The sequence below is a fragment of the Winogradskyella litoriviva genome, assembly GCF_013249065.1.
Lineage (GTDB): Bacteria > Bacteroidota > Bacteroidia > Flavobacteriales > Flavobacteriaceae > Winogradskyella > Winogradskyella litoriviva.
Window position 1 is genome coordinate 553010 of record NZ_JABRWQ010000001.1, and the last position, 26395, is coordinate 579404.

Annotated in this window: 23 protein-coding genes; 13 read left to right on the plus strand and 10 right to left on the minus strand. The window is 31.6% G+C overall.

Going from position 1 to position 26395, the window contains the following annotated elements; genetic code table 11:
* Position 1: 1 nt before the first annotated feature.
* Both HNV10_RS02315 and HNV10_RS02320 read left to right on the plus strand, forming a co-directional pair.
* On the plus strand, positions 2-1129 hold the full coding sequence (locus tag HNV10_RS02315) for a metal ABC transporter permease (RefSeq protein ID WP_173300046.1): 1128 nt from the start codon (positions 2-4) through the stop codon (positions 1127-1129).
* Positions 1122-2282 (plus strand): metal ABC transporter permease, encoded by a 1161-nt coding sequence (locus HNV10_RS02320; RefSeq protein ID WP_173299711.1) that lies wholly within the window; start codon positions 1122-1124, stop codon positions 2280-2282. The genes HNV10_RS02315 and HNV10_RS02320 overlap by 8 nt, the downstream gene beginning before the upstream one ends.
* On the opposite strand, the gene HNV10_RS02325 is transcribed toward HNV10_RS02320, so the two are convergent.
* Positions 2283-3077, minus strand: coding sequence for a TerB family tellurite resistance protein (locus HNV10_RS02325; protein WP_173299712.1), 795 nt, complete (start codon positions 3075-3077; stop codon positions 2283-2285).
* Positions 3078-3252: 175 nt separating this feature from the next.
* Here HNV10_RS02325 and HNV10_RS02330 point away from each other — a divergent pair, with 175 nt between their 5' ends.
* From HNV10_RS02330 to HNV10_RS02355, 6 genes are all read left to right on the plus strand, one after another.
* Entirely contained in the window at positions 3253-3663 is a 411-nt protein-coding gene (locus HNV10_RS02330; RefSeq protein ID WP_173299713.1) for a BrxA/BrxB family bacilliredoxin, read from the plus strand.
* Between the two features lie 106 nt (positions 3664-3769).
* Positions 3770-5230: a vWA domain-containing protein gene (locus HNV10_RS02335; protein ID WP_173299714.1), complete on the plus strand. Its 1461-nt coding sequence runs from the start codon at positions 3770-3772 to the stop codon at positions 5228-5230.
* Positions 5231-5278: 48 nt separating this feature from the next.
* Positions 5279-5677, plus strand: coding sequence for a hypothetical protein (locus tag HNV10_RS02340; protein WP_173299715.1), 399 nt, complete (start codon positions 5279-5281; stop codon positions 5675-5677).
* Positions 5678-5729: 52 nt separating this feature from the next.
* Entirely contained in the window at positions 5730-6467 is a 738-nt protein-coding gene (locus HNV10_RS02345; protein WP_173299716.1) for a lysophospholipid acyltransferase family protein, read from the plus strand.
* 23 nt (positions 6468-6490) lie between these two features.
* Positions 6491-7471 (plus strand): acyl-ACP desaturase, encoded by a 981-nt coding sequence (locus HNV10_RS02350; RefSeq protein WP_173299717.1) that lies wholly within the window; start codon positions 6491-6493, stop codon positions 7469-7471.
* A gap of 9 nt (positions 7472-7480) precedes the next feature.
* Positions 7481-8143 carry an HD domain-containing protein gene (locus HNV10_RS02355; RefSeq protein WP_173299718.1) on the plus strand — a complete coding sequence of 221 codons (663 nt, stop codon included), beginning with the start codon at positions 7481-7483 and terminating at the stop codon, positions 8141-8143.
* A 6-nt stretch (positions 8144-8149) separates the two neighbouring features.
* On the opposite strand, the gene HNV10_RS02360 is transcribed toward HNV10_RS02355, so the two are convergent.
* Together HNV10_RS02360 and HNV10_RS02365 are read right to left on the minus strand one after the other, a co-directional pair.
* Positions 8150-8323 carry a hypothetical protein gene (locus HNV10_RS02360; RefSeq protein WP_173299719.1) on the minus strand — a complete coding sequence of 58 codons (174 nt, stop codon included), beginning with the start codon at positions 8321-8323 and terminating at the stop codon, positions 8150-8152.
* Between the two features lie 16 nt (positions 8324-8339).
* Positions 8340-9218, minus strand: coding sequence for an AraC family transcriptional regulator (locus HNV10_RS02365; protein ID WP_173299720.1), 879 nt, complete (start codon positions 9216-9218; stop codon positions 8340-8342).
* A gap of 248 nt (positions 9219-9466) precedes the next feature.
* Between HNV10_RS02365 and HNV10_RS02370 the strand changes: the two genes are divergently transcribed.
* On the plus strand, positions 9467-10024 hold the full coding sequence (locus HNV10_RS02370; RefSeq protein ID WP_173299721.1) for a hypothetical protein: 558 nt from the start codon (positions 9467-9469) through the stop codon (positions 10022-10024).
* 406 nt (positions 10025-10430) lie between these two features.
* On the plus strand, positions 10431-10988 hold the full coding sequence (locus tag HNV10_RS02375; protein ID WP_173299722.1) for a hypothetical protein: 558 nt from the start codon (positions 10431-10433) through the stop codon (positions 10986-10988).
* A gap of 441 nt (positions 10989-11429) precedes the next feature.
* On the opposite strand, the gene HNV10_RS02380 is transcribed toward HNV10_RS02375, so the two are convergent.
* From HNV10_RS02380 to hemH, 6 genes are all read right to left on the minus strand, one after another.
* Positions 11430-12506, minus strand: coding sequence for a PA0069 family radical SAM protein (locus HNV10_RS02380; protein ID WP_173299723.1), 1077 nt, complete (start codon positions 12504-12506; stop codon positions 11430-11432).
* A 329-nt stretch (positions 12507-12835) separates the two neighbouring features.
* Complete coding sequence (locus HNV10_RS02385) at positions 12836-13618, minus strand: enoyl-CoA hydratase/isomerase family protein (RefSeq protein WP_173299724.1); 783 nt, start codon at positions 13616-13618, stop codon at positions 12836-12838.
* A gap of 120 nt (positions 13619-13738) precedes the next feature.
* Positions 13739-15151, minus strand: a complete 1413-nt coding sequence (locus HNV10_RS02390) for a sensor histidine kinase (protein WP_173300047.1) — start codon at positions 15149-15151, stop codon at positions 13739-13741.
* Positions 15152-15306: 155 nt separating this feature from the next.
* On the minus strand, positions 15307-15855 hold the full coding sequence (locus tag HNV10_RS02395) for a CopD family protein (RefSeq protein ID WP_173299725.1): 549 nt from the start codon (positions 15853-15855) through the stop codon (positions 15307-15309).
* Positions 15856-15917: 62 nt separating this feature from the next.
* On the minus strand, positions 15918-17273 hold the full coding sequence (locus HNV10_RS02400) for an MATE family efflux transporter (RefSeq protein ID WP_173299726.1): 1356 nt from the start codon (positions 17271-17273) through the stop codon (positions 15918-15920).
* Positions 17273-18310, minus strand: coding sequence for a ferrochelatase (gene hemH / locus HNV10_RS02405; protein WP_173299727.1), 1038 nt, complete (start codon positions 18308-18310; stop codon positions 17273-17275). The genes HNV10_RS02400 and hemH overlap by 1 nt, the downstream gene beginning before the upstream one ends.
* 221 nt (positions 18311-18531) lie before the next feature.
* Here hemH and HNV10_RS02410 point away from each other — a divergent pair, with 221 nt between their 5' ends.
* Positions 18532-22047 carry a TraB/GumN family protein gene (locus tag HNV10_RS02410; protein WP_173299728.1) on the plus strand — a complete coding sequence of 1172 codons (3516 nt, stop codon included), beginning with the start codon at positions 18532-18534 and terminating at the stop codon, positions 22045-22047.
* Positions 22048-22366: 319 nt separating this feature from the next.
* Here the strand turns inward: HNV10_RS02410 and HNV10_RS02415 are convergent, their stop codons facing one another.
* Positions 22367-23266, minus strand: coding sequence for an AraC family transcriptional regulator (locus HNV10_RS02415; protein ID WP_173299729.1), 900 nt, complete (start codon positions 23264-23266; stop codon positions 22367-22369).
* Positions 23267-23475: 209 nt separating this feature from the next.
* Here HNV10_RS02415 and hemA point away from each other — a divergent pair, with 209 nt between their 5' ends.
* Together hemA and hemC are read left to right on the plus strand one after the other, a co-directional pair.
* Positions 23476-24723, plus strand: a complete 1248-nt coding sequence (gene hemA / locus HNV10_RS02420; protein WP_173299730.1) for a glutamyl-tRNA reductase — start codon at positions 23476-23478, stop codon at positions 24721-24723.
* A complete protein-coding gene (gene hemC / locus HNV10_RS02425; protein WP_173299731.1) occupies positions 24716-26296 on the plus strand; it encodes a hydroxymethylbilane synthase in 1581 nt (526 codons plus the stop codon). The genes hemA and hemC overlap by 8 nt, the downstream gene beginning before the upstream one ends.
* Positions 26297-26395 lie beyond the last annotated feature (99 nt).

The window sequence follows — 26395 nt, forward strand, 5'->3', positions numbered from 1 at the left end:
TATAGACTTTTTAGAATACATAGAACTCGTTTTTACAGACTATACCCTAAGAACAATTACTTTAGGAACGGCCATTTTAGGTGCTGTAACCGGTATGTTGGGTAGTTTTGCTGTGCTAAGAAAACAAAGTTTATTGGGTGATGCTATTTCGCACGCAGCATTACCAGGCATCGCCATAGCTTTTTTAATTACAGGTGCAAAAGATACTAATACGCTACTCATTGGAGCTTTAATTAGTGGCTTAATTGGTACGTTTTGGATTAGAGGAATCATTACTAAAACCCATTTAAAATCGGATACCGCATTAGGATTAATACTTTCCTTGTTTTTTGGATTCGGAATGTTGCTACTCACTTTCATTCAAAAACAACCTAATGCTAACCAAGCTGGCTTAGATAAGTATCTTTTTGGGCAAGCAGCAACTTTAGTAGAAAGTGATGTTTGGCTAATGGCAATTGTCACAGGTATTTGTCTCTTAGTAATGTTCACCTTTTGGAAAGAATTTAAAATCCTATTATTTGATGCCGATTATACCAAAACACTCGGCTTTAACACTAAATTTATAGATATTCTTATCACCACTTTTATAGTTTTAGCTATTGTTTTGGGCCTTCAAACCGTTGGTGTTGTTTTAATGAGCGCTATGCTTTTGGCTCCTGCAGCTGCTGCAAGACAATGGACAAATAGTTTATCCGTAATGGTATTTTTGGCAGCAATTTTTGGTGCTTTTTCTGGTGTTTTTGGTACCGCAATAAGTGCAAGCCAAAATAATCTATCTACAGGACCTGTAATTGTATTAGTCGCAGCTGTATTTGTAGCATTCTCATTTATATTTTCACCAAGTCGTGGATTACTATTTAAGCAAATTAGGTTTATAAAGAATCGACGCGATTTAGAATTACATAAAACACTTGCTTTTATGCATCATATTGCGGAAACACACCAAGACATTTCGCATCCACATACAATTAAATTACTTAATAATTTTCAAGGCTATACAAAAAGTACTCTTCAAAAATTAGTAGAAAAAGATTACGTAAAATTAAATGGAAACATGTGGAGTTTAACTAAAACAGGTTTTGAAACTGCAGAGAATTTGTACACTAAACAAACTACAGAAGATGAGTAGCGCACAAATAGAAATACAACTTATAGCGACTATCGTTGCTGTTGCATGTGCTATTCCTGGTACATTTTTAGTGCTGAGAAAAATGGCGATGATTAGCGATGCTATTAGCCATTCTATATTACCAGGAATTGTTGTGGGCTTTTTTATCACACAAGATTTAAACTCACCATTATTAATTCTTTTAGCCGCATTTACAGGAATTATAACTGTGGTATTGGTTGAGTATATTCAAAAAACAGGATTAGTAAAAGAAGATACAGCCATAGGTTTAGTGTTTCCGGCATTGTTTAGTATTGGTGTTATTTTAATTGCTAAAAATGCTAATGATGTTCATTTAGATGTTGATGCCGTGTTATTGGGAGAATTAGCTTTTGCTCCCTTCGACAGATTACTAATTGCAGGCACAGATGTTGGTCCAAAGTCGCTTTGGGTTGTAGGTACTATTTTACTCGTTACGATTACTTTATTAGTCCTATTTTTTAAAGAATTAAAAGTAAGTACATTTGACAAAGGCTTGGCCGCTTCTTTAGGGTTTTCGCCAGCTATTATTCATTACGGATTAATGTCAGTATCATCAATTACCACTGTTGGAGCTTTTGATGCTGTTGGCGCTATTTTAGTGGTAGCTTTAATGATTGCACCTGCTGCTACGGCTTATTTAATGACCACAGATTTAAAGAAAATGCTAGCTTTAGCAATATGTTTCGGGATTTTTAGTGCAATTTTTGGTTATTGGGTAGCACATTGGCTAGATGCTTCAATAGCTGGCTCAATTACAACAGTTCTAGGATTAGTGTTTTTACTAGTTTATTTATTTGCACCATCAAAAGGAATCATTGCTGTAATGTATAGAGAAAGACAACAACAAACAGAAGTGTCTCTTCTTACATTTTTATTGCATCTAAAGAACCACGATGAAATTAAAGAACGACACGTCAATCACCTTTACGAACATATTAATTGGCAAAAAGTACGAGCAAAAACAGTTCTAGATTTAGCACAGAAAAATAATATGATTCAAATTGAAAACAATGTTGTTTCATTAACCAAAAAAGGTGATGATTTTACCTCAAAAGCCATCGATTATATAATTACAAACGAAGATGCACAGATTGAAGACATGAAAGATGATTTCTTTTTGTTTAGAGGGTAGTTATTTAAACCCACGCTCCTTCTGAATATGCTCATAAGCTTCTTGTACTTGTCTAAACTTAGCTTCTGCACCTTCTTGATGTTCTTTACCTAAATGACCAACACGGTCTGGATGGTATTTTTTAGCCATGGCTCTGTAGGCCTTTTTAACTGCATCGTCAGAGACAGACTTATCAATTTCAAGAATTTTGTATGCATTATCACTAGAGTTGTAAAACATAGCTTTAATACTTTCATAATCTTTACTACTAATGCCCAAATAACCTGTAATAGTATAAATCTGTCTTAACTCATCTTCGGTAACATGACCATCGGCTTTCGCAATTCCGAATAAAAAATGCAGCAATTGCAAACGCGATGCATGATCCATCATTTGCCTAATTTGAGTAGCAACTTGGCGTGTAGATATATTTTGTTTAGTAATGCGTTTAAACAACTCAAAAGCTTTATTTGCTCTGTCTTTTCCATACATATTGGTAAACTGCTGACGCACAAAGTCGAGTTCTCTTTCGTCTTGTTTACCATCAGCTTTTATAACAATAGAAGCTAAAATCAGTAAACTCACCTCAAAATCACCAGATTGTGTTTTTGGACGAGACGATGTACGTTTACCATAATTTGGCATTGTTCTATAAGGATCTCGCTGTCTTCTCCCAGTTTGACGTTCACCAAGCAAAGGTGTTCCATTCTCAGTTAAATTATCAACAAAACTACCAATAGCTAATCCTATAATAGCACCTATTGGACCTCCAAAAGACCAACCTAAAGCGCCACCAATCCATTTTGCAAAACTCATATTTATTTATTTTTTTGAAATTCAAATATACTATTTGTTAGTCTATATTTTGTTGTTTTTGTTACTATTCAAAACATTAATAGTAGCATTTAAACTGCTAACTATAGACAATGCAATGCCTATAATTTTTCATTACCTTTGCAATTCAAATTAAGAATAATTAAAATATAGAAATATGTATCCAGCAGAATTAGTAAAACCAATGCGTGAGGATTTAACTAACGTAGGTTTTGAAGAATTACATACAGCAGAAGCCGTAGAAGAAGCACTGGCAAAAGAAGGTACAACTTTAGTCGTTGTAAATTCTGTTTGTGGTTGTGCTGCAGCAAATGCTAGACCAGGAGCAAGAATAAGTTTAGATAATACTAAAAAACCAGATAACATTGTAACTGTTTTTGCAGGTGTTGATAGAGAAGCCGTTGATGCAGCTAGAGCACACATGATTCCTTTTCCTCCAAGTTCACCAAGTATGGCTTTATTTAAAAATGGAGAATTAGTACATATGTTAGAGCGTCACCATATTGAAGGTCGTCCTGCAGAATTAATTGCAGAAAATCTAAAAGATGCTTATAACGAGTATTGCTAAGACAAGTCTCATAAATAGATTAAAAAACCACGAAATAACTCGTGGTTTTTTTTTGTTTTAGACGCAACCATTTCATGATTTCTTCATCTATTAAAAAAGCCATATCATGAAATCAATCAAACCAATTATTCTCAGTTTTATTTTAATTCTATTTTCTTGTGAATATGACGAAACAAACACTGAATCATACGTAGATTTTTACAATATTGAATTTGCCGGAGATCAATATAATGAGAATGGAGAAAACCAATTCATTAGTACGGAAACCATTCCTATTTCTACATTTTCAATAGATGCTGATGGTGCTTCATATTCCAATATTAGACGATATATTCAACAAGACCAATCATTACCTCCTGTTGCGGCTGTAAGAACAGAAGAACTCATTAATTATTTCAATTTAGATTACGCCTATAATGATGCTACACATCCTATCAATTTAAATGGTGAGATCAGTTCTTGTCCATGGAATACTGATCATAAACTGTTTAGAATTGGCATGAAAGCCAAACCTTTAAACCTAAATGATACACAAACCTCAAATTTTGTATTATTAATAGATGTATCAGGATCTATGGGTAGTGAAGACAAATTAGAACTTTTAAAAAGCGGTTTTAAAGATTTTGTAGACCAAACCTCTGATACAGATAAAATTGCCATTGTTACCTATGCTGGTTCTGCAGGTCTTGTTTTACCATCTACAGCATGTTCTAATAAGCAAACAATTAAAGATGCTATTGACAGCTTAGGTTCTGGAGGTAGCACAGCTGGTGCAGAAGGTATTATTACCGCATACGATATTGCTATTGAGAATTTTATTACTAATGGAAATAATAGAATTATAATTGGTACGGATGGCGATTTTAATGTTGGCATTAGCAACCAAGATGACTTAATAAGTTTAATTGAAGAAAAGCGAGATTTAGGTGTTTTTCTGACGGTTTTAGGAGTTGGACGTGGAAATCTTAATGACGGTACATTAGAACAAATTGCAAACAAAGGCAATGGCACTTATGAGTATATTGATACTATAGAGCAATTAAGAAAAGTCTTTATTTATGATTATAGTAAGTTTTTTACAGTAGCTAAAGATGTAAAAGTGCAAGTAGAATTTAATCCAGAAATCGTTGATACTTATCGCCTAATTGGCTATGAAAACAGAGCCTTAAATACAGAAGATTTTGAAGATGACACAGAAGATGCTGGAGAGATTGGTGCCAACCAAAACATAACAGCGATTTACGAAATTGTACCAACTGTAGAGGCCAACCTTCTTAACGAAAAAGCTTTTACAATTGCAGTGAGATATAAGCTACCAGATACTGATACTAGTATTCCAATGACTTTAGATATCTACGACCAAGAAGTTGCTTTTAGTCAATCTTCAGATTTTATGAAATTTACAGCAAGTGTTGCCTCGTTTTCAATGTTAATTACTGATTCTGAATTTAAAGGAGATACCAGTTATTCTAACATTTCAAATTGGCTGAATCAAACTAGTCTTTCAGATGAGTACAATTTTAAGAATCAATTTAAAACTATAGTCTTAGACGCATCATCTCTATAATTCTTTTCTATTTCTTTTAAATTAGAAAAACCTCTTAAAACTATTCACATGAAAAAAATTATTTTTTATCTCACATTTATAATTGTAACAAGTACAATCTTTATTGCTTGCAGTCTACCTGACGACGATCCTGTAACATGCGAAGAAATGATTGCAGAATTACAACAATTAAAAATTACAATTGAAGAATACGCAGCAACTTCAACTTGTAGCGAAGAATTTGAATGTCAATACATAGCCTTTGGTTCTAAACCATGTGGTGGTCCTTGGGAATATCTTATTTACACAACATCTATAGATACTGAGCAACTAATTATTATGGTTAATGAATATAATGAACTAGAAAATAATTACAATGAAATTTGTGGAGCGATTTCTGATTGTTCAGTACCAATTGAACCAACTGGCTTTACTTGCGAAGATAATAAGTGTATTCCTATTTTTTAAACTTTAAAAACTTAGTTATTTAGTTATTTTTGTATCACTAAACCTCGTTGTTGTGCAAAAAATACTCGCCTATCCTCTTTCGGTTCTTTTTTATTTATGCTTTGGCTTAACCTTAGTTGTTTTTCAATTTATACAGTGGTTTTGCCACAAAACATTTGGTTATAAAGGCCTTAAGAATGCCGTAGACGTTTTACAATTTGCCATAATGCGATGCCTTAATATTTTAGGTACTCAAATATCTTTCAATAATCCATATAATATTAGCACAGACCGACCATTAATTATTGTTGCTAATCACCAAAGCATGTACGATATTTCACCAATATTATGGTATATGCGCAAACATCATGTAAAATTTGTTTCTAAAAAAGAACTAGGAAAAGGCATTCCCAGTATCTCTTATAATTTACGTCATGGTGGTTCCGTTTTAATAGACCGAAAAAATCCAAGACAAGCCTTACCTGCCATGATGAAATTTGGCGAGTATATTGAAAAAACGAAAAGAGCAGCTGTAATATTTCCTGAAGGTACAAGAAGTAAAGATGGTAAACCAAGGCCATTTAAAACAAAAGGCTTAGAAATGTTAATGAAAAAAGTACCCTCTGCTTTAATTGTTCCCATTACTGTAAATAACTCTTGGAAGATGTTGCGCTATGGCACTTTTCCGATGGGAATAGGAAATCATATTAAATTTACTGTGCATAAGCCCTTAGAAATTACTAACTTTACTGATAAGGCCGAATTAATTCAGCAAGTTGAAAAAACTATTGTTGAAGCCATTGAAAGTTAAACACAAAAAAACTACTATAAAATATGTCATTGAAAAATGTAAGATTGGAAGTGATGCAACATCTCGAAAAAGATGTACAATCACTTATTGAAAAATATTTAATACCTGTTGAAAAAATTTGGCAGCCTACCGATTTCTTACCCGATTCTACAAAAGACACATTTTTCGAAGATGTTAGAGAAATAAGAGAACTTTCTAAAGAATTACCTTATGATTTTTGGGTGGTTTTAGTTGGTGATATGATTACAGAAGAAGCCTTACCAAGTTATGAATCTTGGTTAATGGATGTTGAAGGTATTGACCAAGTAGAACGAAACGGTTGGTCTACATGGTTAAGACATTGGACAGGAGAAGAAAATAGACATGGTGATGTTTTAAATAAATATTTATACTTATCTGGACGCGTAAATATGCGCGAAATTGAAAAAACAACGCAATATTTAATTAATGATGGTTTTGATATTGGTACAGGTAGAGATCCATATAAAAACTTTGTTTATACCAGTTTTCAAGAATTAGCAACATACATTTCTCATAATCGTGTAGCTAAAATCGCAAAACAAAAAGGAAATAAGCAATTGGCTAAAATGTGTAAAATTATAGCAGGTGATGAAATGAGACACCACCATGCATATTCAGAATTTGTTGAACGCATTTTTGCTGTAGATCCAAGCCAAATGATGATGGCCTTTTACGACATGATGAAGCGTAAAATTGCCATGCCAGCTCACTTTTTAAGAGAATCTGGTGAAAGTATTGGTGCCGCTTTTGAGGAATTTTCTTTTACCGCACAACGTATTGGCGTTTATACTTCTAACGACTATGTAGACATTTTACAAAAACTTATTAATCGTTGGGAAATTGACAAAATTACAAGTCTTACAGATGAAGCGGAAAGAGCTAGAGATTACTTAATGAAATTACCTCCTAGAATGTATCGTTTATCCGAACGTATGAAGATTCCAGAAAATTCGTTTCAATTTAAGTGGGTAGATCCAGCATAATCAATTAGAATGACGATTTCTGAAACAAAACTCATTGCGTCTACTATTAATTTTGTTAAAACCAAACTTAAACATGCTGAAGGTGGACACGATTGGTTTCATATAGAGCGAGTTTATAACAACAGTTTGTTAATTGCAAAGCAAGAAGATGTAAATACCATTATTGTTGCCTTAGCAGCACTATTGCATGATATTGCCGATTCTAAATTTAATGATGGAGACGAAACCATTGGTAGTAAAATAGCTAGTAAATTTTTATTGAGTGAAAATGTAGATAGTGAAATCATTGAGCATGTTTCTAAGATTATAGATAACATGTCCTTTAAAAATTCCTTTGATTTAAATACAAGATTTACTTCCAGGGAAATGGAAGTAGTACAAGATGCCGATCGCTTAGATGCTATTGGAGCTATTGGTATTGCACGTTGCTTTAATTATGGTGGTTTTAAAAATAGATCACTCTATAATCCAGAGATAAAGCCAAATCTTAACATGACAAAGTTGCAATATAAAAACTCTGATGCGCCAACAATTAATCATTTCTATGAAAAACTTTTGCTTTTAAAAGATCAGATGAATACAAAGACTGGAAAACGAATTGCATTAGAAAGACACAACTACATGAAAAATTTCTTAAATCAGTTTTACGCAGAGTGGAATGGTGAAAAATAAAAGGCCTTAATTTTCCTTTGCTACTTCTAGGGCTGTTAACTTGTATTCAATAATAGCCATCTCCTCACCATATTGAATAATTTGATCTGCTGTTAAATTATCGCTAGAGTTTACAGTATCTATAATATCCTGACCTTTTTTAGTATAATAAGCAATTGTAATATCAATTTTATCTTCCACAACTATTACGATTAAATTATTGAACCATTAGTTTTAACTCACTTCTATATTTTGAAGCACTTTTGCCAGTAAACTCTTTGAATAGCTTATTGAAATGCGAAAAATTATTAAAGCCACACTCAAAACTAACATCCGCAATACTCATTTGGCTTTCCGACAGTAATTTTGTTGCATGTACAACCCTGTACTCATTTACCATCTTTGTAAACGTCTTTCCCGTTACTTTTTTAAAGTAACGACAAAAAGCAGGTACCGTCATACTAACCTTCTCTGAGATTTCATCTAAACTAATGTGCTCTTTAAAATTTTCATTGACATGTTTAAAGACAATATCTATCTTAGCACTATCTTGTGGTTCGGTTTCAAACGCAAAGCCATCTACATTTAATAAGGTATAATCTTCAGCTTTTGCTAAACCATGCAAAACTTCTAATAAAATCAAGATTTTTTTAAATCCTTCTTTCTCATTTAGTTTTTCAATTTTAGGACCTAGTTTTTGTTTTGTTTTTATCCCAAATAAAATTCCCTTTTTTGATCGTTCAAATAGTCGATTAATTTTACCCATTTCTGGTATATCAAAAAAATGATTTCCTAAAAACTCAGGCTTAAACTGTATTAAGGTTTCAGAACCGTTAATGGTTAATCGATCCGTAAAACCATTATGAGGTAAGTTAGGTCCTATTAATAATAACTGACTATTATTAAAATAAGATAAATGATTGCCAATATGACGCTTTCCTTGGCCTTTATTAACATATACAAGCTCTATCTCAGGATGAAAATGCCAAAATGGTTTTGTTTCACCCTTGTACACATCCATCTTATGTTTCTTAACTAATAATGAACTTCCAAACTCCGGGCTTATTTTTTCTAATGTAGGTTTTCTTGGTTTCATTTCAATTTCATTATATACAAAGTTAAACCTATTTATAATGACATACTATATAAAATTATCAATAATATATACAATATTAACCCTTTATGGTTTTATTAACATGTCTTAGGTTAATTTTGAATATATAATTACCAAAATTGATGTTTTTTACAACTAAAAGCTCCTATAGATTTGCAGTGTACAATTAATTAAACGGATTGCTTAGAAAAAGAAGCATTAGGTTTTAACCCCAAAAAATTGAAAACATTATGAAAAATTTATTTAGAAACATTTTAGTATTAGCTGTAGTATTAGGATCATATAATAGCTACGCCAACGAAACCTTAAAAGTTGCAACAACTTATAAGCATGTAAAGAAGGGTCAAGAAATTTCTGTATATGATGAATCAGGTGAAATGATTTATAAAGGAACAATAAAGTACAACGGAAATTTAACTAGACTTTTTGATTTTTCGCAATTAAAAGATGGTAAGTATACTGCAGAAATTACAAAAGGTTTTGAAATAGAAGTGACTACTATTAAAGTAAAAAACAACTTAGTATCTTATTCAAACGTTTCTGGAGTAAAAATATACAAGCCAGTGTTTAGAATAGAAAATGAAAAAGTGATTATTACAAAATTAGCTTTTGAAGCTAAGAAAATGGAAGTTAAACTTTATTATGAAAATGAATTAATTCATACTGAAACTGTAAAGGGTGATGAAGTTTTAAACCGTGTTTACAAATTAGACGAATCTCAAAGTGGTAGTTACACTGCCATCGTAAAAGCTGAAGGTAGAGTTTTTGTTGAGCATTTTACAATATAAATTGTTGTTTATATATTAGTTTATTAGTCAAAAAGTGGGCCTTTTAAGAGCCCACTTTTTTAGTTTTATATCTTACTAAAGTATCGTTTTTATATATCTAATCCTTATATTTTTCTCCAGTACCTAATTTTATCCACAATCAATAGAACAAGAAAACAGAATAAACTCTAAAATCTAATTCTATTATATTATTTCCTTTTAATTGCTAGCTTCTAAATTAACATTTTAAATAACTTAAAATATTAAGACTAAATGCAATTACCCTAAATATATTCTAAATTAACCCTATTGTAATGACACAAACCTATATCGGTTAATAATGCATATAAATTGAATAAAATTGATGTTTTTTGAAGTCACAATACCCTATACATTTGTATTAGTAATCACTAAATACATTATTATTATGAGAACAGTATTTAAAAACATTTTAGTATTAGCTGTAATGTTAGGAACATGTACAAGCTACGCAAACGAAAAGTTAGAAGTTAAATCTTCTATTACTTACTTAAACAAAGGAAATCAAATTTCTGTATCAGATGCTTACGGAGAAGTTATCTATAGTGGAGAGGTTAATTATAGCGGAAACTTAACTTCTCTTTATGATTTTTCACAATTAAAAAACGGCACCTATGATGTAGAAGTAACTAATGGTTTTAAAATTGAAATTAGTACTATAAAAGTTAACCAAAATATCGTTTCTATTGTAGATGCAAACAAAAAAATCATTTATAAACCAGTAGTTAGAAATCAAAACTCTTCAGTTTTAATTTCTAAATTAGATTTAGATAAACAAGGCATGACCGTAGAACTTTATTTTGAAGGTAATCTAATACACTCTGAAAATGTAGAAGGAGATTCAGTTCTAAACCGAGCTTACAAATTAGATAAAAACGCTAAAGGTAGTTACACAACTATTATAACATCTAACGGTCGAGTTTTTATAAATAACTTCAAAATCTAAACCAACTTAAATCCCTAATGTTAAGTAAAAAGTGGTTGCAATAGCAACCACTTTTTTTGTATAAAATTATACACTACAAATAAAATTGATTAATTAATGATTTATACACTTAATTAAGCATATTATTTAACTAAAAACCTGCTATTTGTTAATTGAGTATATAATTATGGCAAAATCGATGTTTTTTAAGACCTCAATAGCTTATATCTTTGTTTATATACTTAATAAAGTATTAAGGTAATAAGTTCTATTAAGACAAAAGAATTTTAAGCCTTGTGTAAGTAAAATTAAATGACGCTCTTTAAGAGAAATTACACAATCAATAATAAGTCTAACGACTTAATAGTCATTTATAGTTAAGAATATAAATTGTTGTTTATATATTATTAGTTTATTTATTTAGTTAAAAAAGTGGGTAGTAGAGAACCCACTTTTTTTTGTTTAAAACAATTTTAATTGTCCTGTTTTATAAGCCTGATGAAGACCTGTATTTAGTACTGGCATAGTCTTATCTTTAAAATACTTACGTTTAGCTAATTTTACCAAATCATTAATTTGTTTTGCTATTTGCCCTTCTCCATGCATACGTTTGCCAAATCTGCTTTCATTTAATGTTCCTCCATGGCAATTTTCAATTTGACTTAAAACTTTATTTGCGCTATCTGGCATTGTTTTTTGTATCCAATCTGTAAAAATCTCACCAATCGCACCATTTAACCTTACAATTGTGTGAGACAGAGCCAAGCCTCCTGCGTCTGAAACTGCCTTTGCAACTGGTAATATCTCGTGACTATTAATTGATGGAATGATTGGCGCTAACATTACATTAACAGGAATCCCTACATCGCTCAACACTTTTACTGCATGTAATCGTCGTTCTATAGTTGTTGTTCTAGGTTCTAAAATTCGCCTGGTATCTTCAGATAATGATGTAATAGAAATGTTTACTGCTACTAAATTATCCTTTGCTAAGGCTTTCAAAATATCCAAATCTCTTAATATTAAAGCATTTTTAGTTATTATTCCTACAGGATGCTTATACTTTAAAAATACCTCTAAGCATTTTTTTGTTATTTGAAATTTCTTTTCAGCAGGCTGATAACAATCTGTATTACCAGACATCACAATAGTTTGCGCTTTCCAACTTTTCTTTTTTAAAAAGGTCTCTAACAGTTTTGGTGCCTCTTTTTTAACTAAAATCTTGCGTTCAAAATCTAAGCCTGGACTATAACCCCAAAACTCATGTGTATTACGAGCATAACAATAAATGCATCCATGTTCACAACCTTGGTACATATTCATAGAATAAGCCATACCAACATCTGGACTCGTCACTTTATTAACAATGGTTTTTGGAAATACACTAAGATATTGTGTTCTGTTTTTGTCTGCTAGTTCTCCTTCTTTATTACAGAATTCTAAGAAATCCTTTCTTATTTCATGAGAATATTCAAAAAAACGGTTGTGAATATTTTTCTGAGCACCTCTACCTTTAATTTTAGATTTGGAATTTTTCATACTTTAAAATTAGTATGAAATTATATTCAACATAGCTACAGCTTGTAGTTTTAACCATAATTAATATACATAATTATGCAAAATGAGAAGTTTAGCCAAAAAGAGTTAATTGTGTCTAGTTATCAGGTAAAAAAAGTGTTTTTCAGATTAAAATGAGACAATACATTTGTCAAAAATAAACACTAAAAATTATGTTCAAAATTTACAAAATACAATTGCTAATTATGAGTCCGCTTTTAGTAGCTAGCTTCATTTTAGTAGCACCTATTTATTATCTTAGTAAAATAGGACTAAAGAAATCTGTGGTAAAATAAATTTATTACAGATTTCTATTTACCAGGAAAATCAGCCTTTCGCTTTTCTAAAAAAGCAGTTGTACCTTCTACAAAATCTTCAGTACCAAAGCATTTTCCAAATTGCTTTATTTCAATTTTATAACCATCTTTTCCGTCTTTATAATTGGCATTAATTGCTTTTATTGCTTTACCAATAGCAACCGATGAATTGCGCATTATTTTACCAGCTAACTTTTCTGCAAATGGCACTAATTCATCTTGAGCTACTACATGATTTACTAAACCGTAGTTCAATGCTTGGTTAGCATCAATCATTCCGGCTGTCATTATCATTTCCATTGCTCTGCCTTTACCTACTAATTGAGGTAAACGTTGGGTACCACCATAACCAGGAATAACGCCAAGTGACGTTTCTGGTAATCCCATTTTTGCATTTGTACTTGCAATTCTAAAATGACTTGCCATGGCTAATTCTAATCCTCCACCAAGAGCAAACCCATTAACAGCTGCAATTACTGGTGTTTGTAAATTTTCTATAAAATCAAATAATAATTTCTGTCCTTCCGCTGCTAATTTACCACCTTCCTTAACACTAAAATCTGCAAATTCACTAATGTCTGCGCCTGCAACAAAAGCTTTTTCTCCACTTCCTGTTATTATAATAACTTTGGTATCTTCATTATTATTAGCATCATCAAAGGCGTTATGTAACTCTTGAATTGTATCTCTATTTAGAGCATTTAGTTTTTTGGGTCTATTAATTTTTATGGTTGTAATACCATTAAAATAGTCGACTAATATATTATCGTAGTTCATTTAAGTATGTTTTAATTCTACCAAAAAAGGGAATTTTCTGTTTTTAGACCACTAAATGTATAAATCTAATTGCAAAAAAATAATCTCTTAAATTCTTAGAGCCTGTAATGACAGTAAATTTTATTGATTTTTAGGAAATGAAACTGTAAAAATCGTCCCTTCTCCTAATTGTGAGGTAAAGGTAATACTTCCTTTATAAGTTTCCACAATATTTTTTACCATTGCTAAACCTAATCCCATTCCGCTTGATTTGGTTGTAAATTTAGGTTCAAATATTTTCGATTTTGTGTCTTCCGCAATTCCTGTTCCATTATCTTCTATGGTAATATTTACAGCATCACCTTTGCTAAAAACATGGACTTTAATTTTTGGGGTTTCAGTCTCACTAGGAATTGATTGAATACCGTTTTTAACCAAATTGGTTACTACTCGTATTAACTGAGTTCTATCAAATTTTGCAATAATTTCTTCTTCTTCAGAATGAAATTCAATATAATTTTCATTGAAAATATCGAGGGCTAATTTTACAATATTTACCACATTAAGGTTTTCACTTTTTTGAGCAGGCATCTTAGCAAAATTAGAAAATGCTGAAGCAATAGAACTCATTATGTCTATTTGCTGAATTAAGGTATTACTATATTCATTTACCTTTTGGTGAATATTCTCATCTTCGGGATTAAACTTACGTTGAAAACTCTGAACCGTTAATCGCATTGGTGTTAATGGATTTTTAATCTCATGGGCAACTTGTTTTGCCATTTCTCGCCAAGCTTGTTCTCGCTCATTTGTGGCCAAAATAACAGCACTAGCTTCTAACTCATCAATCATACTATTATAGGCATTAACTAAGGCTTCAATTTCTTCACTTGTAGATTCTATTTGTATTTTTTTATTCCGCTTTTCTAAACGTGTTTCATTCATCTTATCACTAATGGTTCTTAGAGATTTGGTGATAAAATTAGATATAAAATAAGCGAAAATAATGGCGACAATAATTAACACTAAATAAGCTAAAGCTAAACGCATTAAAAATTCTTTTAGTTCCTTATTTAAAAAATCATCATTTTCTAAATAAGGTAAGTTTAAGATCGCTAAATTTTTAAACTTCTCATCTGTTATATAGGTATAAGAGGATTGAAAGGTTTGTCCTGCTTCAACATTTTTAAACACATACCTATGATCTATTGTATTAGCTAAATTATTTAAAATTTCGGGTTTTATACAAGTATCTGTTGTGTCTCGATGAATTGTTCGTTTAGAACTTTTTAATAATTGACCATCTAAGTCGTAAAGGTTAATTTGTAGGTTGTGTATGGCATCAATATCAAAAATTTGATCTTTAAATATCAGTGGAATATTCTCAGTAGTAACAGGGTAAGTTGTTTCTCTTATAACAAAATCTATACTCTGTTTAATGGCTTTTTCCTTTCGCTCTAATCGTTCTACGTGGTAATCCTTAGCTTCTTCTCTATATTGATAAATGGTTACAGCAGCTATTAAAACCGACGCAACCAATACCAAAAGTATCATGTTTAAAATGATTCGAGCTCTTAAGGACAGACGTTTTTTTATCATTGGAATATGCTTGAAAGCTGATTTTTTTTCTGAATTATAAGTTTAAATATAGCAATAATCAATCCAAAGGCGTTAGTGTATTTTTAAATTTGAAAATTCTATTAAAAAAATTAAGCATCCGGATTTTTAGACCTAATATTTTTGTACAATTTAAAACCTAACATAATTAAGACTCCCAGAACAACCATACCAACAATTCCAAAAACCCAATTAATAGAACTTTTAAGTATCACTAAAAAAACAACGGCAAATAGAATAAATGTTGCACCTTCATTCCAGATACGCATAAAACTAGAAGTGACCTTAACTTCATCATTTTGAAGTTGCTTATAATAAACATGTGTTTTATAGTGATAAATAAAAAGTAGAAGAACAAAGAGTAGCTTTATGTGCATCCAACCCATTTGAAACCAACTTGGCATTAAAATCATTAACCAAATAGCAAATAATGTTGCTAGTACTGCAGAAGGCCATGTAATAATGTACCACAAACGTTTAGACATTAGCTTTAGTTGCTTGCCTAAAATTTCTTTTTCTGGTGATGGTTTATGAAATGCTTCTATCTGATAAACAAATAATCTAGGAATATAAAATAGACCTGCAAACCAAGTGATTACAAATATTAGATGTAAGGATTTTATGTAGTTGTAGTATTCCATTTTGTAAAAATCATAGATTGAAAGTTGATTTACTTTTGAAAACTAAAATTACGGATTAATAATTATTCTATAACTTTAGTATTAAGGTTTAATTTTACTTCGCGATGTAAAAAATATGCCGTTACTAATGTTGAAAGCACATCGGAAATCGGAAACGCCATCCAAACACCCAATGCACCATAATATTTGGGCAAAATAAAAATTAACGGAATAAAGAAAAACCCTTGACGCGTTAAGGTTAACAATAACGCAGGTATCGCTTTACCAACAGCCTGAAAATACGCAGAACCAATTAATTGAACTGCAATAATTGGCGTTGCCGCAAAGACCCAACGCATCGCTGGAGGTGTTTCCAAAAGTACCTCTGCATCTTGTGTAAATAACTTGGTTATAGCTTCTGGAAAAATCATTAAAAACACAAATATTAAAGTTGCTAGTAAAGCTGCATATTTAATAGCAGTAATAATAGTTTTCTTAACCCGATCAAACTTTTCTGCTCCATAATTAAAACCGGCTATTGGTAAAAAACCTTGAGTAATACCATACACCGGAAACAAAGCAAACATTAACATTCTTCCTACAATGGCATAAGCCGTAATAGAAGTTTCGCCACCGAGATCAAATAAAATATTATTCATCAATAAATAAGTGACACTCACAATAGCTTGCCTAGTTAAGGTTACAAAACCCAACGCACCAATCTCTTTAACAATAGGTTTATCTAAACCAAGATGTTTAAAATTAATTTTTAATTCCGAATTTTTAGATAGAAAAAACCAAAGAATAAACACAAAGCACAAAATGTAAGATCCAGTTGTTGCCCATGCTGCTCCTGCCATTCCCCATTCAAACACATTAATAAACAATACATCTAAAAGCAGATTTCCAACAGAAGGAAACATCATGGCATACATGGCGAATTTTGGTTTACCTTCTGCTCTAATGACGGTATTTCCCATCATGCAAAGTGCTAAAATTGGCACGCCATACAAAACAATTCTATAATAAGTTTTTGCAGGTTGAAAAATGGTTCCTTTTCCTCCAAAGGCTGGTACAATATCATTAATATACAATAAGCCAAAAATCACAAAAGTTACGGTTACCAAAATAGTAAGGGTAATCTGATTTCCAAATGTTTTTAATGCTTTAACCGAATTGTCAGAACCTAAAGCTCTAGAAATTATTGAAGAACCTCCAATACCTATCGCCATACCAAGTGCAGCAATAAAAAATGAAACTGGAAGCACTACATTAATTGCGGCTATGGCTGTTGGCCCAATCCAATTACCAACAAAAATAGTATCTACCAAGATATTAAGAGACATCACCAAAATACCTATTGATGCAGGTACGGCTTGCTTTATTAGTAATTTACCAATGGGCTGATTCCCTAATTCTTGAGATGATACTTTTGCCATTAAACGGCTTCTATTTTAGTCGTTGCCCATTCCTCTACAATATTGGCTAATACTTGAGCAAAATCTTCACGATCATTTAAACAAGGGATAACTGTAAATTCCTTTCCTCCCATTTCATGGAAAATTTCTTCTCCTTCCATAGCTATTTCTTCTAAAGTCTCTAAACAATCGCTAACAAAAGCAGGCGTTACAATAGCCATTTTTTTAGTGCCATTCTTACCCATTCTCTCTATTGTACGATCTGTATATGGTTTTAACCATGGGTCAAAACCAAGCCTTGATTGAAATGTGGTTGAATACGTGCCATTTTTTAAACCTAATGCTTTAGCAACATTCACAGTTGTAATTTCACATTGATGACGATAACAAAATTCGTGTTGTTTACTTCCCTTTTTAAAACAGCATTTGCCATCCATCTTACAATTACCGTTAGTAATATCACTTTTTCTAATATGTCTTTCTGGAACACCATGGTAGCTAAAGAGAATATGTTCATAATCTAAACCGTCTAATGTTTCAGCAATACTCTTAGAGAGTACATTTATATAATCTTTACGATGGTAAAATGCAGGTGTTCTTGAAATTTTTATACCCGGAAAATGTTCTGCTACTAGTTCATCTACTTTTACATCAATGGTTTCTGTTGTTGCCATGGCAAATTGAGGATAAAGCGGAACTGTTTTTATTTCCGTACAACCTTTATCTACCAATTCTTGTAAGCCCTTTTTAATTGTCATGCTACCATAACGCATAGCCAATGCAACAGGATACTCTAATTTACCTTGTAATTTATCTTGTAAGCGCTCAGACAAAACAATCAATGGAGAACCTTCTTTCCACCATATTTTTTTATAAGCTGCCGCAGATGCTTTTGGCCTAGTATTTAAAATAATTCCTTTTACCAAGAGAGTTCTCGCCCAAAGCGGTACATCTATAACGCGTTCATCCATTAAAAACTCACCCAAATAACGTTTAACATCCTTAGGGTTTGGGCTATCTGGAGACCCTAAATTGACTAATAAAATTCCTTTTGACATAATTTTCTTTTTCAAATACAAAAATACAACTCTCGTTGTAATACTTCGCCATCGTTATTATAGGTTTTATTTATTATAGTATCATCAAATATTTTATAACTTTTAAGGTTATCTTAATATAAATAAACAACTATATTTCTTACTTTTTAACGAGTTTCACTAATTCTATATGGCTATTTAAAGGATTTAAATATCTTTACAAGCCTTGACACGAATATATTATGAAAAAAACCCTATCCATATTTCTTACCTTATTTACAATAATAGCTTTCTCCCAACAACAATATCAGAGTTTACTTTGGAAAATTACAGGAAATGGCCTTGAAAAACCATCTTACCTTTATGGAACCATGCACGTTAGTAAAAAAGTGGCTTTCCGATTAGACGATGTGTTTTATAAAGCGCTCGAAGAAAGTGAATGCATTGCTTTAGAATCTGACCCAACAACGTGGCCTGGTTTTAATTATGAAATGATGTTAGACCAAATGGCTGCTTACAGCGATTATAGTAATGAGTTTTATACTAACTTGTTTAAGTTAACACATCCAGAAGAGATGGCAATTAGAGGTTCGGTTAGAATGGACAATAATGCTGTAAACGCTTATTTATACAGAAAAAATTACGCTTCAGATAATTTTGAAGAGGAAACATATTTAGATATGTTTATTTTTCAAGCCGGAAAGAAAAACAGTAAAGATATCTATGCTTTAGAAGACTTAGCTGAATCTCGTTATTTAACCACAAAAGCAGCTTACAATGCTAACAAAAAAGAACTAGATCCTTGGGTACAGAAATTATATGCTAAGGAGAACCCATATTTAATTCAAGAAAACCTGTATCGTGATAGAAATTTAGATTTATTAGATTCAATTGGTGCAGGTGTAAATACAGAATTCTACAGAGAAAATATGCTGTACATAAGAAATAAAAATATGGTTGTTGCTTTGGCAGAATTAATGCCTACAAAATCTGTTTTTGCTGGTGTTGGCGCAGCGCATTTACCTGGTGACCAAGGGATGATTAATATGTTGCGAAAAAGAGGTTATAATGTAGAAGCGTTAACTTCTGAGCAAACAGATTACAGTAAAACCGAAAAAACAAAACTAGACAGCTTATTTATTGCACCAGAACTTAAAAACCATAGTACTCCAGATAATTTTTTGAGCATTAACTCGTATGATAAACTACGTGAATTCTCATATGGTGGACAAAAATATTACTTAGATCCAGACATGACTAATGGTGCTTATTTAAGCATGAACAGAATTAGTCGTTTTACTTATTTACCAAATGAAAAGGAGAATATCACACTATCAGATATAGACCATTTATTATATGAAGATATCCCTGGAGATATTATTAAAAAGGAAGAATTAACCAAACCTTATCCTGGCATTAGTATTGTTAATAAAACCAAGAAAGGTGAATTTCAGAAATACCACATATACCAAACACCATTAGAGATTATTATTATAAAGTTTGCTGGTCGTAGTGATTTTGTTCTTAAACATCAAAACAAAATATTCGAATCTATAAAACTCAAAAGACCAACAAACAATACACAATTATTTGTTTCTCCTAATAACAAATTTCAAATAGATTTCCCTGAGTATTACGTAACTAGTAATATGCATAATTACGGTAAAAAACTAATTGAGGGCTATAAAAATGATGCTTATTATTTTCTAGAAGAGGCGGTTTTAAATGACATTTCTTATATCGAAGAAGATAGTTTTGAAGCTAAATATTTTCATCATGCGTTATACAAAAATTACAAACTCCAAGAAGTAGATGGTGGCTTTAAAGCAGGCGATTATAAAACTTATGAATCTAAAGCGCTTTTAGATTCTACTTCTAATAAAAACTTGCATTTAAAAACCATTGTAAAAAATGGTAGTTACTATTTATTGGGTTATGTTGGTACTAACGAAGCTGATAAAACTGAATTTTTCAACTCATTTAAATTCAACAAAACAAATTATTCTGGGTTTAATAAAATAATAGACACAACATTACATTTCTCAGTACATACCAATTCTAAAGCACCTGCTCCTAATCCATATAATTATGGTTACAATAGCGGAAAAAAAGATAAAGATTACGAAAGAAAAGTGAATGAAACCACATATTCTACTAATGCCAATGAGCAAATAGCAGTGTCCAGAACCAAGTTTCATGATTTACAAATGTATCATAATGTAGATAGTCTTTGGGCTGAGATAGAAAAGAAAGTAAATTATGGACCATATTATTACAATGCCCATAAAAGTTTTAAAATTTCTAACCGTTCTTCCTCAAAAAAAGATTCAATTTACACCAACTATTTTACTTACACAGATTCTGCAAGTGCAAAGCAAGTTTTGGTAAAAAATATTTTAAAAGAAGGCGTACTTTTTGAATTAAAAACGTTGGTAGATTCTATAAGTGGACCTTCACAATTTGTTACAGAATTCTACGATTCTTTTACACCAATAGACACCCTTATGGGTAAAAGCGTACTTAAAGATAAAACAGGTCAGTTTTTTGAAGCCTTAAGAGCTAAAGACAGTATTATTTTAGACTCTTATGGATTAATTAAATTTAAAAAACACAATAGTAAAAACATTGTTTCAGTACTTAAAGATTTTGAATTTGATAAAGAGCGCTTAGATATTAAATCTCATTTGGTAGGAGAGTTGATTAAAATCGATTTAAAAAATAACTTACCATTTATTAAACAGTTATATCACGACAGTTATTCTGATACACAGACACAAACCGCAATCTTAGATGGACTTTTTGAGTCTAATAACCAAGAGAATTATAAAATAGCCTTAGAATTAATGGAACGCGACTTACCATTAGGTAGTGTGAGCAGTATGTTCTATAATAATTATGGCAAAGACTCTCTACAATTAAAGGCCTCACTTTTTCCTAAAATACTAGAATACTCTACAATTTCAGAATACAAACAACCCTTGTATAATTTGTTAGCAAGAGTTACAGATAGTGGTTATGTTAAAACAAAGTCTTATAAAAAGTATAAAAACCAATTAATTAATGATGGTAAAATTGAAGTAAAACGTAGCTTAGGAAACAATAGTTACGGCTATAATTCTTACTCTTACACTTTATCGACTTACGTTAGACTTATTTTCCCGTATAGAACTGAGCGTTCTGCGCAAGATTTCTTTGAGAAATTATTGAATGTGGACGACACAAACGCACTAGTTAAATACTATGTATTGTTAACTAAAGCAAAAGAAGTCATTCCACATAAATTAACCGAAAAGCTGGTTGACGATGAAGAAAATCAATATTTACTTCTAGAAGAATTAGATGACGCTAAACTCTTAAAGAAATTAAAATCCTTTAAAATTAACCAGCAGCAATTTGCTAAATCTAAGCTGTTATCTGATGCTAATTTTGAAAAGGAAAAAGACTCAATTCAATTTCTATTTAAACGCGATTTTGTTACCGACAAAGGCAGTAAAAATGCCGTAATGTATTTCTTTAAAATAGATAAAGACGATGATTACTCTGGTAAGGTTGAAGCCTTACATTACATCTCTTTTATTAAACCAAAAGACCCAAAAGAATTGGTGGTAGATTATTATTCTAAATCTGAAAGCTACGGAACCATTGTAGATAAAACCAAGGAACTAGAAGAGCAATACACAGAAATTATCAATTTAGCTATCTACAAGGATCGCGAACGTGTAACACCAAGTGGACGTGATAATTATTATGATTATTAATTAGATATATTATTAAAACCACTCATTTAGGTGGGTGGTTTTAATTAACAATTATAGAATAATATTACAAATATATCTGAAGAATATTATTTGCAAAATTCAATCATTGTATTAATATTGAAAACACCTTCATTCAAAATAAACCTTTCATTACTGAGCCCAAATTTGTTAGAAAATTAATTCGCTTAGGTTTAATTAATGGATTTGCTTTACAAGCAAAAGAAGACGATTTAAATTTCAGAGATTACTGTTATTCACTTTTTTCGAAATAAAGAATAAAACCAATAATAAATTTATCCGTTTAAATTCTTACAAGCATTTAACTAGAACCCATAATATACTTCTTAGGCGTAGTTCCAAATTTCTTTTTAAAAGCTGCAATAAAATGGCTTCCTGTACTGTAACCCACTTTTAAGCCAACTTCGTTAACGTTATAATCGCCAGATTCTAAAAGTTTACGCGCCACTTCCATTTTATAATCAAATAAAAAACTAAAAACCGAATCGCCATAAATCTGCTTAAAGCCTTCTTTTAATTTTTTAAGGCTTAAATCTATTTCATCAGCCAATTCTTGTAACGTTGGTGGCTCAGCCAAATTGGCAATAATAATGTCTTTTGCCTTTTTTAGTTTCGCTACATTAACCTCATCGACTAAATAAGGACATTGTTCAATATCAGCATCTTCACTTCGGTTAAAAAACAAGCTTAATAACTCATATGCCTTACCTTTAAAATATAATGCCTTAATAGAACTATTCAGATTAAAACTAATCAACTGGTTTAAAACTACAGCCATTGATGGCGAAATTATACCATCTTTATAATATTTTTTGTCCTTATTATCATCCGTTAAAAACGTAACATAATTGGCATCATCTGAAAAAAGAGCATGAAATTTTTCTATAGAAATAACCAAGGAAACTAGCCAAGAATGAGGTTGTAATTCTAAATGAATTGGTAAATCGTGTTGCGGATTATAAAGCAAAAGAGAGGTCTCTTCATTTATATTTAAGGTATAACTTCCTTGATTAAACATAAAAGCTGCAGAACCCTTATTACAAAAATGAAACTGAATATAACTGCTATCAATCTCACGTTCAATAACTTTGGTATTGATACCATCATTTTTGCTAGTTAAAACAAAAAAGCCTTCTTCTAATTTAACCTCATCAAAAGTACCTGTAGCGATACTTTTTAACGTTGATTTTTCTAATTTCATTTTAAAGTTATTTAGATTCGTTCTAAACAAGAGCTGTCAAAAGCCTTGATTTTACTACAAAAATATGATAATAATCATGTTTACTTAAAAAAAGGTAGTTAAAAACCACAATCGATACTTAAAGTTCCTCTAGCGTTATTTTTTTATAAATATCAAATTTACATTTGCGCTGTTACTTTTATAAGTCAGGTAAACGAGTAAAGCAACACATGCCAAATAGAAGCAAATATTTTTACGCTATAGGTCTCAGCTATAAAAAAGCTGATGCGCGCGTACGTGGTCATTTTAGTTTAAGCGACGATGCAAAACAAAACGTTTTGTCTCAAGCTAAGCAAAATGGCATAAAAAGTCTTGTGGTTATTTCTACATGCAACAGAACTGAACTTTACGGTTTTGCAGAACATCCTTTTCAATTGATTCAATTATTGTGTGACAATACAAAAGGAACAGTTGAAGAATTTAGAGAAGTTGCCTACGTTCACAAAAATAAAGATGCTATTAACCACATGTTCCGAGTTGGTTCTGGTTTAGATAGTCAAATTCTTGGCGATTTTGAAATTATAAGTCAGCTTAAGTTTGGCGCCAAAGCATCACGTAAAGCCGGATTATTAAATTCATTTACGGAGCGTTTAGTGAATTCTGTAATTCAGGCAAGTAAGCGCATTAAAAACGAAACTGAGCTTTCTTCTGGTGCAACATCTGTTTCTTTCGCTTCTGTTCACTATATAATGAACAACGTAGAATCAATTTCAGAAAAGAACATTCTACTCTTTGGAACAGGAAAAATAGGTAGAAATACTTGTGAAAATTTAGTAAAACACACTAAAAATTCGCACATTACATTAATCAACAGAACTAAAACTAAAGCAGAAGAAGTTGCAGGCAAATTCAATTTAATTGTAAAAGATTATGAGAATTTAACCGAAGAACTTAACGTTTCAGACATTGTTATTGTTGCCACTGGTGCACAAAATCCAACAGTTTATAAATCTTTAATTTCAACCGAAAAACCTTTATTGGTTTTAGATTTATCAATTCCAAAAAATGTAAACGAAGATATTAAAGACCTTTCTAATATTACATTGGTACATTTAGATGATTTAGCCAAAATTACAGATGACACTTTAGAAAAAAGAAAAGCATTTATTCCTGCGGCCGAGTCAATTATAGAAGAGATAATGGCAGATTTTAACATATGGTTAGACACGCTTAAATTTGTACCTACCATACAGGCTATAAAACATAAATTGACAGATTTTAAAAATTCTGAATTCAATACACAACGCAAAAAATTAGCTGATTTTAATGAAGACCAAGCCGAATTGATTACTAATAATCTCATTCAAAAAATTACTAATCAGTTTGCACACCACTTAAGAGAAGACAGCAATTCTTCAGATGAAAGCATTGAGCTTATCAAAAAAATATTTCAGTTAGAAACTACCGATAATGTCTAAAATAATTCGCATTGGCACACGCGACAGCCAGCTCGCTATGTGGCAAGCAAAAACTGTTCAATCTCAACTTGAACATTTAGGTCATAAAACCGTTCTTGTGCCTGTAAAATCAACAGGAGATTTAGTTCTAGATAAACCATTATACGAACTCGGAATCACAGGAGTTTTTACAAGAACTTTAGATATTGCCATGCTCAACGGTAGTATTGATATTGCGGTTCATTCACTAAAAGATGTACCAACCGTTTTACCAAAAGGAATTGTGCAAGCTGCCGTTTTAAAACGTGGAAATATCAATGACACCTTAGTTTTTAAAGACAATGAAGAGTTTTTATCTGCTAGAGATGCCGTTATCGCAACCGGAAGTTTAAGACGACGTGCACAATGGCTCAACCGTTATCCAACACACACAATTGTTGGTTTACGTGGTAATGTAAATTCTAGATTAGAAAAACTTGAAACTAATGAAGATTGGAATGCCGCTATTTTTGCAGGCGCAGGCTTAGGTCGCTTAGGTATTACACCCGAGAATTCAATTAATTTAGGTTGGATGATTCCTGCTCCAGCTCAAGGCGCTATAATGATTACAGCTTTAGAGGCTGATGAAGAAACAAGAGAAATCTTGAATGAAATTAATGATGAAGTCACTCAAATCTGTACCTCTATTGAACGCGAATTCCTAAACCGTTTAGAAGGTGGTTGTACAGCACCAATTGGTGCTATTTGTTACATCAATAAAGAAGAAGAGGTTAATTTTAAAGGAATTCTTTTAAGTAAAGATGGTACCAAAAAGATTGAAGTCACTAAGGTTGCTGCTTTAGGAAGCCATCACAATATTGCAGAATTCTGTGCCGATTATATTATTGGAAAAGGAGGTAAAGTACTAATTGACGAATTAACACAAGGCGACAAAATAACCAACATCTATTCCACTAAAAAATTAACTAACGACCAGGTAGCTAAGTTTCATGACGATGTGGTTGCACAAAGCAACGATTCTGTAAAAATTAATCCTAATCGATTAACAAAAAGCATCGTTCGTAACGAAATTGAAAACGTGATTATTACAAGTCAGAATGCCGTTGAAGCCTTATTGACTAATTTTTCTGCTGTAGAATTACAATTCAAAAATATTTATTGCGTCGGTAGAAAAACGAAGCGTTTAGTAGAGAAAAAAATAGGAAAAGTTAAGCATTACGAACAGTATGCTAAAGGTTTAGCCAATCATATGGTTGAATTTATGGATGGTTCTGAAGCCACATTTTTCTGTAGTAATTTGAGATTAGATACCATTCCAGATATTTTAGAAGAAAACAATATAAAAGTCAACGAAGTTGAAGCTTACGAAACAAAGTTTGATGCTGAAAAAGTAGAAGGCGATTTAGATGGTGTAATGTTTTACAGTCCATCTACAGTTCAAAGTTTCTTAAAACAGAATAAAGCAAAAGGTATTGCATTTTGTATTGGCGAAACCACTGCAACAGAAGCTAGAAAGTATTTTGAAGAGGTAAGAGTTGCCAAGGTACCTTTGGTGGAAAGTGTTGTGGAATTGGTGAACGCGTTTTATGAGTAACTGTTGGCTTTTAGCCTTTAGCTGTTAGCACCACTGTTGTCATTCCTGCGCAGGCAGGAATCCAAAAAATAAAGTACAATTAAATAGATTCCTGCCTTC